This window comes from Deferribacterota bacterium, from assembly GCA_034189185.1.
Taxonomy (GTDB): domain Bacteria; phylum Chrysiogenota; class Deferribacteres; order Deferribacterales; family UBA228; genus UBA228.
In genome coordinates, this window is the sequence record JAXHVM010000065.1 from 1 (window position 1) to 10,520 (window position 10,520).

General features: G+C 28.6%; 12 protein-coding genes and 1 riboswitch. Of the genes, 2 read left to right on the plus strand and 10 right to left on the minus strand.

The window, feature by feature from the left end; genetic code table 11:
* From SVN78_05870 to SVN78_05915, 10 genes are all read right to left on the minus strand, one after another.
* Window positions 1–231 (minus strand): precorrin-8X methylmutase (locus SVN78_05870; GenBank protein MDY6821130.1); only part of this gene is annotated, 231 nt, incomplete at its 3' end.
* Window positions 224–937, minus strand: a complete 714-nt coding sequence (gene cobI / locus SVN78_05875; GenBank protein MDY6821131.1) for a precorrin-2 C(20)-methyltransferase — start codon at window positions 935–937, stop codon at window positions 224–226. The genes SVN78_05870 and cobI, both read right to left, overlap by 8 nt.
* The gene (cobA, locus tag SVN78_05880; GenBank protein MDY6821132.1) at window positions 934–1,647 is read right to left on the minus strand and encodes a uroporphyrinogen-III C-methyltransferase; all 714 of its coding nucleotides are present in this window, start codon (window positions 1,645–1,647) and stop codon (window positions 934–936) included. The genes cobI and cobA overlap by 4 nt, the downstream gene beginning before the upstream one ends.
* Entirely contained in the window at window positions 1,644–2,441 is a 798-nt protein-coding gene (locus SVN78_05885) for an ABC transporter substrate-binding protein (protein ID MDY6821133.1), read from the minus strand. The genes cobA and SVN78_05885 overlap by 4 nt, the downstream gene beginning before the upstream one ends.
* The gene (locus tag SVN78_05890) at window positions 2,389–3,111 is read right to left on the minus strand and encodes an ABC transporter ATP-binding protein (GenBank protein ID MDY6821134.1); all 723 of its coding nucleotides are present in this window, start codon (window positions 3,109–3,111) and stop codon (window positions 2,389–2,391) included. The genes SVN78_05885 and SVN78_05890 overlap by 53 nt, the downstream gene beginning before the upstream one ends.
* A gap of 2 nt (window positions 3,112–3,113) precedes the next feature.
* Complete coding sequence (locus tag SVN78_05895) at window positions 3,114–4,061, minus strand: iron ABC transporter permease (protein ID MDY6821135.1); 948 nt, start codon at window positions 4,059–4,061, stop codon at window positions 3,114–3,116.
* Window positions 4,058–4,795: an ABC transporter permease gene (locus SVN78_05900; GenBank protein ID MDY6821136.1), complete on the minus strand. Its 738-nt coding sequence runs from the start codon at window positions 4,793–4,795 to the stop codon at window positions 4,058–4,060. The genes SVN78_05895 and SVN78_05900 overlap by 4 nt, the downstream gene beginning before the upstream one ends.
* Window positions 4,792–5,646: an ABC transporter ATP-binding protein gene (locus SVN78_05905; GenBank protein MDY6821137.1), complete on the minus strand. Its 855-nt coding sequence runs from the start codon at window positions 5,644–5,646 to the stop codon at window positions 4,792–4,794. The genes SVN78_05900 and SVN78_05905 overlap by 4 nt, the downstream gene beginning before the upstream one ends.
* On the minus strand, window positions 5,609–6,475 hold the full coding sequence (locus tag SVN78_05910; GenBank protein ID MDY6821138.1) for a sirohydrochlorin cobaltochelatase: 867 nt from the start codon (window positions 6,473–6,475) through the stop codon (window positions 5,609–5,611). Before SVN78_05910 ends, SVN78_05905 begins: the two co-directional genes overlap by 38 nt.
* A gap of 1 nt (window position 6,476) precedes the next feature.
* Window positions 6,477–7,820, minus strand: a complete 1,344-nt coding sequence (locus tag SVN78_05915) for a cobyrinate a,c-diamide synthase (protein ID MDY6821139.1) — start codon at window positions 7,818–7,820, stop codon at window positions 6,477–6,479.
* 19 nt (window positions 7,821–7,839) lie between these two features.
* Window positions 7,840–8,068: riboswitch (cobalamin riboswitch) on the minus strand.
* Window positions 8,069–8,096: 28 nt separating this feature from the next.
* Between SVN78_05915 and SVN78_05920 the strand changes: the two genes are divergently transcribed.
* Together SVN78_05920 and SVN78_05925 are read left to right on the plus strand one after the other, a co-directional pair.
* Window positions 8,097–9,170: a histidinol-phosphate transaminase gene (locus tag SVN78_05920; GenBank protein MDY6821140.1), complete on the plus strand. Its 1,074-nt coding sequence runs from the start codon at window positions 8,097–8,099 to the stop codon at window positions 9,168–9,170.
* Window positions 9,160–10,520 (plus strand): cobyric acid synthase (locus SVN78_05925; GenBank protein ID MDY6821141.1); only part of this gene is annotated, 1,361 nt, incomplete at its 3' end. The genes SVN78_05920 and SVN78_05925, both read left to right, overlap by 11 nt.

Consider the following 10,520-nt stretch of genomic DNA (forward strand, 5'->3'; position numbering starts at 1 on the left):
TGACTTAACCATCATAGTATCGCATACAATGGGCAAATTCTCACTAATTGCTCTAATGCCTACTTCAATAGCACTTTTTGATATAATTGTTATATCAGCGAATTGATAATCCCCTGTTGTGTGTATGAGTTTTTTTATTATGAGTTTTTCACTTTCATTAAAGTGTGCTAAATTGACATTTTTTTCTATAATCTCGAAACTCTTATTTTCTATAAAATTCCCTTTATTCATAGTGTTTAGTTCTCATTATTACTGTTGATAGGTAAGTTTTATCGTAATTTAAAATATTATCTTTTAATAAATCTACCACGCATTCACCTTTTAATGTAGCTTTTTGTACAAGCACAGCACTATCTAAGATATCTATATATTTCTCTAAAAAGCGTGATAATATGTGTGCCTTTTTATATATCTTCATTATAATAATAGTTTGAAAAAGCTTTGTAAATGTTAACAATTTTTCTTCGTTATTTGGCATCTCTATTACACAAAAGTTTTCGTTTTTCATAACAATTGGCATATAGGCTATACTTGCAGCTGAGATAAATGATGGGATTCCTGGTATAAACTCTACCTGATCCTTGGTTAACTTTAATTTATTCCATAGATATATAAATGTGCTATAAATACTTAGATCTCCTATTGTTACATAGGCAATATGTTTGTTTGAATATAAATTATCTTTTATTTTCTTTGATAATTCAAAGTATTTTTTATCTAAAACTTTTGGATCATTTATCATCGGAAAATAGAAGGTCTCTATTTTAGAAGTAGGTATATATTTTTTAATTATATCTAGGGCAATACTGCGACCATTTTTGGAAGATTCAGGCACAATTACTAGATCAACACTATTTAGCACTTTTATTGCTTTATATGTTAATAACTCTGGATCCCCAGGTCCTAGCCCTATTGCATAAAAACATTTTTTATTCATTTTGTAGCTCTTTTTAAAACATTTCCAATGATTGTAATATTGGGAAAGCCTATATCGTCAAACATGTTTTTTGAATTTTCTAAATCAGTCAATATTATTTTTTCATCACTAGTTTCTAGCTTCTCTGCTATTAATAATGGGGTATCTAGTGGAAGTCCATTTTCAATAAGTTTATCTATAATAAGTAGCATATTTTTTACTCCCATATATATAACTATTGTTAGCTTTAGTTCTACTAAATATTTCCAATTGTATAGTAATTCCAGATTTTCCTTACATCTATGGCCTGTAATAAAAACTGTACCCGAGGAATATTGTCTATCAGTTAATGAGCATAAGATTTTTGAAGCAGCAACTGAAGCAGCGGTAACTCCAGGTATAACCTCAATTGGGCATCCCAATTTTTTAGCTACATCTATTTCCTCGCTGACCCTTGAAAATATAGATGGATCACCGCCTTTTAATCTCACAACTTTCTTATCTTCTAATAGATATTTCTCTATAAGTAAGTTTATTTCAGATTGCCGCCTATTATGGCTATAAGGGTGTTTACCTACATCTATTTTTTCACAATTACAGTTATCTAGTAGCTTCCTATCAATTAATCTATCATATAGGACAACATCAGCCTCTTTTAATATATTTAAACCTCTAATTGTGATAAGATCAGCCTTTAAACCCGAACCAACTAAATATAAACGTCCTTTCATTTAAAACCCACCTCTTGAAAATAATTATTTAAAGATAAAATATTATTGAATGTTTTTGTATTTGCTCTTAAATAATCAATTTGATTAACCCTTAGAAAATATATATCTTTAAAATCCTTAAAGTATTCTCTTTTTTCAGGTTCTATAGGATTTTTATTCATTGGGCCAATTTGGTAAATATATACATCAGGATGATATTTATATATTGTTTCAATAGATGCTTTGACGATTTTTTTATTATCCTTAATTGGATATATGCCACCTGCTTTTGTTATTATATCATAAATGATGCTATCTCTACCTGCAAATAATAGTGGATTTGATGATATCTCAAATAGCACAGTAGGTTTTTTCTTGATTTTCTTTACGCCCTTAATCTGCTCTTCCAACTTATTTAATAAGTTATTGGCTTCTTCTTTTTTGTCTAATAAATTACCAAATTGATTTATTTTTTTTACTATTTCTTTTGTATTTCTTGGATCATAAACTAAAAACTTACTATGGGCTAAACTTTTAATTGTATCTAAAAATATATTAGATTCCATTGTAATAATTAATGTGGGGTTTAAATCTAGGATTAATTCTGTGTTTGGTTTTAGGTGACTTCCAATAAGCTTAGCGTTTTTAAATTTCTCTATATATTTAGTCTTTCCTACAACCATATCTGAGGCATCTAATCTATATATTATATCAGCTGCAGATGGTGCTATTATAACTATTCTCTCACCAGCAAAGCAGTAATTAACTAAAAGCAAAATTATAAGTGTGGCAAACATTGACATCAAAGGTTTCACTAATTATCTCCTTGTTAACATTTTCTCTTTGTACATCATACATGATTCTGCCATTCTTCATAAATAAAAATCTAGTAAAATAATCCTTTGTTAAATTTATATCGTGTGATGAAGCAATAACGATTTTGTTAGATAATTTAATCAAATTAAGAAAGAAAATCTGATGTTTTATATCTAGCATAGCTAGTGGTTCATCTAGGAATATAATTTTACTATCTTGATTTAGAGTTTTTGCAATAGCCACCCTTTTCTTCTCGCCGCCCGATAGGTTAGCCCATCTTTTATTTTTAAGATACTCTAAGTGTAAATCTCTAATTAATTTTTCAGTTTTATCTAAATTTTCGTATTTTGATAATGTGTTTTGAAAGGGGTATCTGCCTAAGTGGATTATTTCAAATACAGTAAAATTGAACATAATATTAAAAAATTGTGGCAGATATGAAAAAACTTGAGCTCTTTTGATTATAGATAATTTTTTTAGCTCTTTATTTATATAATAAATTTTACCACTATAGTTTTTTAATAATCCTGTTGCTATATTAAAGAATGTGCTCTTGCCACATCCATTGTTGCCGAATATTGCAACTTTTTCATTCTTTTTAAAATATAGATCTCCGATCTTTAATGAAAAATTGTTTCTTATAAAATCTAATTTCCTAATCTCAATCATAATTAAAACCAGCTTAACTGTCTTTTTTTGTTTAGTATATAGAAGAAAAAAATACCACCAAAGATTGAAGTTATTATCCCTACAGGCAACTCAGCTCCAGAAGGGATTATAATTCTAGAGAGTGTATCAGAAATTGAAAGTAATATTGCTCCAAATATAGTTGAGTAATAAATGTTATAACACATTGAGCTTCCAAAAATATCTCTTGCAATGTGGGGAACAATTAAACCAACAAAACCTATAATGCCTGTGAAACTAACGGCTAATGCGATTAGAAGTGTTGAAATTATGAAAGATTTCATTCTCAAATATTTTACATTAATACCTGTTGTTGTTGCGGTTGCCTCATCTAATGTTAAAAGGTCCAAACTTGTGCTATTCTTACTTACTAGATAGTATAATATTAGAAAGATTGAGAATATTATACCAAGTTGTCCCCATGTTATATAGTGAATACCACCCATTAAAAAGAAGATGATACTTGCTAGTGATTCATCAAAGACATATTTAAGCAGACTTATAATAGCAGAGGCAAAAATATTTAATATAACCCCTGCAAGAATTATAGAAATTGGGTGGACATGCCCGTCAGTAGAGGAGATTTTATAGATAAAGGCTATTCCAATAAGAGCAAAGAAGAAGGAGATAATAGGCATTAAATATGAGTGTAGGCCCAATGTTATTGATATAACAGCTCCCAAGGCAGCAACTCCACTTGCCCCTGTTGTTAATGCATCGGCTAATGGATTTTTAAGAACTAGTTGGTAGATGCTGCCAGAAAATCCCAAGATACCTCCAATAACAGCGGAAAATAGTACTCTAGGTATCCTATAGTTAACAATTATATTATATTCATAATTTTTTATTGAAAAGATATTGATATCGGCTGATCCTATAAATATTGATATAGTTAGCACTATTAGTAGGATGGTAAAGAAAAGATATTTCATGATTCGATCCTGTTTATAACAAAGAGAGATATAAATGCTAGTATAATAATAATTATGATGGATGCTAAAAGATAATATATTGAATATAATTTTCCATCTAACATGGAAGTTCTTAATAGAGCAGTTGTATAGGTTAATGGGAAAATATGGACTATGTATTTTATTAGCTCAGGCATTTTATCAACAGGGTAGAAGGGACCTGATAAAAAAATCATTGGCGTTATAATAAATGTATTTATTGCAAATTGATCACCGTGGTTTTTAATAATTAAAGCTGCTATAAAGCCCAAAATTGAAAAGGTAAACAGATGTATTAGCAAAATAAATATAAAAAGTGGATTTATTAATATATTAACATTTACTATAAAAGCCATTATTAGGATAATAATAGTTGTTAATACTCCCTTTGTTATCCCATACAAAGATTCACCAATTAAAATCTCCCATCTATTTATTGGAGCCAGTAGATATTCGTCAAATGTTTTGAAATAAAATCGCGATATATTAATCTCTGTTGAGATACTATAAGTTTGGTTTAGGGTTCCCATAGCTAGAAGTCCTGGTATTAGAAAAGATAAGTAGTTATAGCCATTAATTTCTGCAGCTTTGCCTATGCCAAATCCGAAGGCAATTAGAAATAGGAGAGGTGAGATGGCTGAGGAGAGCAGTGTTTTAATTAATCTTGATTTTAATATTAAAAGCTCTCTATAATATATCGCCTTTATACCATTCATTGGTTTATTCTTTTTCCCGTTAAATTTATATAAACATCCTCTAGATTTAGACTCCTAATTTTTACTGGATAATTAATTGAGTTAATAAATTTAAAAGCCTCTTCCTTTTCTCTAAAAAATTCTTGTTTTATTCCCTCTTTTAAGAATACCTCAACTGTGTATTTGCCTAATTTTTTCTTCAACTCTTCAGGTTTGCCTCTTACTAAAATTTTTCCACTATCTATTATAATAACCTCATCTGCCAATAATTCAGCTTCTTCAATATAGTGGGTAGTTATAAAGATAGAGGTTTTTGAGGTGGCGTTGAGTTTCCTTATAAAACTCCACAAATGTCTTCTACTGTGTGGATCTAAACTGATAGTTGGCTCATCTAAAAATAATATAGAAGGGTTATGCATTATTGCTCTTGCTATAGTTAATCTTCTCTTTATACCGCCTGATAGATTTACACCAAGTTTGTTCTTGTGTTTTTCAAGGTCTCCAAATTTAAGTGCATTATTTATAGAGCTTACTTGTAATGTTTTATCTATGTTGTACAACATTGCATGTATCCTTAGATTTTGGACAACAGTCAGGTCTCTATCAATATTATTTTCTTGAGGAACAACGCCAATGATACTCTTTAGTTTTTTGTTTCTCTTGTTGTATCTTTTACCTCTGTAGAATATATCGCCCTTTGTTGGCTTTAAAAGACCTGTGAGCATTTTGATTATAGTTGTTTTACCTGATCCGTTTGGTCCTAACATTGCTAAAATATTGCCTTTTTTTATAGAGAAACTTATATTGTTAACTGCTATTAAGTCCCCAAAATTTTTAGTTAGATATTTTGTCTCTATCTCTGTTTCTTGCATTATTTATTGTTTCCTCTAATTTATTAATAAACATTTCTATTATATTCTTATTAAAACCTAAGCCCATATAATAGTATTTACCTTTATAATTAAATTTAACTGCTGTAATACTATCTACTTTACCGCTTAATTCTGATTTTAAACTATCTTTCTCTCCTAGGATATCGTTAATTATGTGATCACCAGCAACAAACATAAATGGTATAACCTGTAATCTTTCTATTTTAATATCTTTCTCTAAAAATGTTTTAAGATTACTTTCCCCAGGGAAGCCGTCTATTGTATAGAGTATAGCATTTTTATAATTTTTCTTTATTGTTTTGTCTAATGCTTCGTATATTTTTTTATAATCCCCTAAAGACTTTTTTGTGCCATGCCCAACAATAAGGTTTAGTCCATCTTTAATAAAGTATTTCTCTATATATTGTAAGCTCTTAACGTAATCCTCTTTTCTATAGAGTAGTGGTTCAGATATGTATATTCTATCATTATATTTGGCAGTCTTTGATTTTAGCCTATGATACATAAAAGCTCGATAGATAAATAAAGGTTGAACAAAAAAGCGATTATAACCTTTTTCCTGTAGTTCAACTATTTTATCTGACAAGGATGGCAGATTCTCTTTATTGCTTATTATTTTAGAGGCATAGGCCCATTCAATATTATAATCTTTAAAATGTTTTTTAAACATTTTATCCACATATTCATAGGTTTCCGAAGCATTTGTAGTGGTTCCAAAAGTAAGTAATATTATTGAATCTTTAGTAAATCCTTTTGCCGGTAAAAGTGAAATAAGCACCATAATTAACCCCATAAAAATTTTTTTCAAATTAACACCTCCATTGTAAGAATTTTTCTATTAAAGAACTCTCGTCTAAAAAATGAAAATGTGTATAGCTAGCTAATGTGGCATTTTTGAAAAAACCATCATATATTATTTTATTTGTAGAAAGTGTCTTAAGTTTAAATATGTATTCCTCATTATTTGAGATAATTGATGAATAATGGAATATGTGACCCTTAATTTTTTTACCTTTCTCATAAAAGGGTAAATTTTTGTTAATTTCAGCCTCTACATATCCTAAAGCTTGAATTTTATTCTCCATTTTAAAATTTGTATCAAATATATTTATCATATTATAGGTTGTATTATCATTTGTTATAGATTTTGATAGGTATATTAAGCCACCACACTCTGCTATTATCTTTCCTCCTCTATGAAAGTGCTCTATTATAGAGTCTATTGTATTAGTATTATCTTGTAATCTTTTGGCATATAGCTCAGGATAACCACCGCCTATATATAAAAAATCACATTTTTCTATTGTCTCATTTTCAAGGGGTGAAAAATATTTAATATTATAACCTAGCTCCATTAGGTATTCTATATTTGATCTATAATAGAAGTTAAATGCTTTATCATAGGCAATGTAGCCTATCTTTTTAGTTGTTTTCTTCTTCCTATTTTCTTTTTTTACAAATGAATAATTAATATCTATCTTTGCTAAAGCTAAAATCTTATCTATATTAATATTTTGCTCTACAAAGGCAGAAAGATCATTAAATATATTTTTATCTAGCTCTATTGCTGTTTGGAGGCCAAGATGGCGTGAAAAAAATATTTCTTTCCCATATTTAGGCAAAACACCTAGAATATTTATTTTGCTATGCTTAGTTATAGCTTCAATTAGTAATTTTTTATGCCCCTCTGTTGAAACATTATTAAGAATAATGCCTATCACTGGGATATATTTTTTTATCCATTCAATACCTTTTATAGGGATTATAATACTTTGTGCTGAGGCTTTTGCATCTAAAATAAAAACAGTTGGTAATTGTAATAATTTTGCTATTTCAAATGTACTGCCTTTGAAATCTTTTGAAATGCCATCTAAAAACCCCATAACACCTTCTACAATTGCAATATCTGAATAACTTAATTTTTCAAAAAATATATCTTTTAATGTGTTAGAACTAGTTAGGATTGTATCTAAATTATATGCATTACAATTAGTAGCTTTACCTAAGATTGACGTATCAATATAGTCAGGGCCACATTTAAAGGGTGTTACTTTATAGTCTTTTGACCTTAGTATATTTGCTATTGATGAGGTTATAAGTGTTTTACCTGAATTACTTGCTAAAGATGTAAATAGAACTGCTTTTTTAATAATAGTTTAACTCCCTAACCCGGGGATTTTTTTTGTTTTTTATGTATTCTGGCTTATGGGCTATCTACTAACCTACCTTCCCATAGATCAAAAAAAGTACTTATGTAGATTGTAAGAGCAACTCTTCTTTGATCTACAGTGGCATAACAGGCTTTTGCTCCCAAATACAGCTGCGGGCACAGCATCCGGATTCTCACCGGATTTCCATAAAAAACTTATATATAAATATCATAAAAAAAAAGTGATTACAACAAATAAAAAATAATTTAAGTTATTATTATGATATATAAATCAGAACATGGCGGGGATATTTATAGCATATCAAATTTTTTGGGTTTTGATCCTTCAGAAATATTGGATTTTAGTTCTAATGTATTGCCCTTTGATCTTTTTAAATCACTTAATTTAGAAATTAGTGAATTAACAACTAATTTTAGAAGATTGCCTGAACCGCACTCTCAAAGTTTAATTAAACATATATCATCAAAATATAATCTTCCACTTGATTCAATTATAGTATCAAGTGGGACAACAGAAATACTAGATAATATTACTAGAATTTACAGAAATAAAAGGGTATGTATATTAGGACCAACTTATAAAGATTATGAGAAATTCTCGGTGTTAAACAACTTAAAAGTAGAACATTCTTTGGCAACAGAAGGGAATAATTTTATCTATGATCTTAACAATATAGAATTAGAAAAAAATTTTTATGACATTATTATCCTATGTAACCCAAATAATCCCACTGGAGTTTTATATAACCATAAAAAGCTTGTGAAACTAATAGAGAGATTAAAAAATACTTTATTTGTGATAGATGAGTCATATATGCCCTTTTTATTTAACTGGAAAGATTATACTTTATTAAATAATGATTTAGATAATACCATTGTCCTTCAATCGTTTTCTAAGATTTATGGTGCACCAGGGTTGCGCCTTGGATGGGCTTATTCTAAGAATAAGAAATTAATAGAAAAACTAAAAAAACACCAATCAATTTGGTCAGTAAATAGCATGGCACAATTTGTTGGTGAAAAACTGCTCTATATAAATACTGATAGTTATGTTAAGGTTTTAAATTCTTATAAGGATGATGTTTCAAATAAATTAAGTAGTTTAGATTTTTTAAAGTTTTATCCAAGTGTTACTAACTTTATTATGTTTAAATATGTGCATAATAATCCGATGGATCTCTATAAATTTCTTTTAAAGAATAGGGTTTTAATAAGAAATTTATATAATATTGAAGGCTTAGATGAAAAATATTTTAGGATTGCTATAAATTTAGAAGAAAATAACAATTATCTTATAGATTTATTAAATAAGTTTAAAGAATATGGCATGTAAAACAATAATGTTTCAAGGAACATCTTCTGGTGTTGGCAAATCTTTGATTACAGCTGCCTTTTGCAGAATATTTGCAAATATGGGCTTAAGGGTTGCCCCCTTTAAGGCACAAAATATGTCACTTAATGCAATTGTATGCCCAAATGGGGGTGAGATTTCAATAGCTCAATATTTGCAGGCTAGAGCTTCAAGAATATTACCTGATGTAAGGATGAATCCAATCTTATTAAAACCCACAGGTTCCAAGAAGTCCCAGGTAATTGCATTGGGAAAGGTAGTAGATACAATAAATTATGGTGAATACTATAAAAGGAGTGAAGAAAATTTTAAGATTGTTTTAGATGCCTTTGAATCGTTAAAAAAGGAATACGATGTAATTATATTAGAAGGGGCTGGCTCACCCGCAGAGATAAATTTAGAAAAATTTGATATTGTAAATATGAGATTAGCTGACAAATTAAAAGCCCCTGTATTTATAGTAAGTGATATAGATAGGGGTGGTGTTTTTGCTAGCATGAAAGGCACCTTTGATTTGGTTAATAATAGGTATAAACCACTAATTAAAGGATTTATCATAAATAAATTTAGGGGTGATATAACACTGTTAAAACCTGCAATTGATATGTTTAAAAAGATTATAAACGTAAAGATAGTAGGGGTGGTTCCCTATATAGATAATTTAATCTTAGAGGATGAGGATTCACAGTTTATAAAAACAAATAAAAAAGGTAGTGAAAAATCTGTTAGAATTGGTGTAATAAAATTAAGGCATATGTCTAATTTTACAGATTTTTATCCTCTACTGAGTATAGAAAATGTATTATTAGAGTATATAGACAATCCTTATAATTTAAGTAATCATGATCTTATTATTATACCTGGAACAAAATCAACTGTTAATGATCTTTTATATTTAAAAAAAAGAGGTTTTTTTGATGCATTGAAGAACTTAATGGGAAAAGTATGGATTATGGGTATTTGTGGTGGTTTTCAGGTTATGGGTAGTAATATTATAGATAAATCTATTGAATTTAATGAAGATGTGAAAATGCAAGGCCTTAATTTTTTTGATATGACAACCAAGTTTGATGGAGATAAATTAACAAGTTATAATAAATATAAAGGGGTTAACCAATTAAAAGGGTGTGATGTAGTTGGCTACGAAATACATAATGGGAAAAGTACTATAAACAATAATTATGAACAGCTCTTAGAGAGAAAAGATCTCTTTATAATAGATAAAAAAAATAAATTAATTGGAACATATTTGCATGGCATTTTTAATAATTTAGATGTTGTTAGATTTGTTTTATCTTTAATTAGTAAGGATGTTATTATTAATAAAGATAA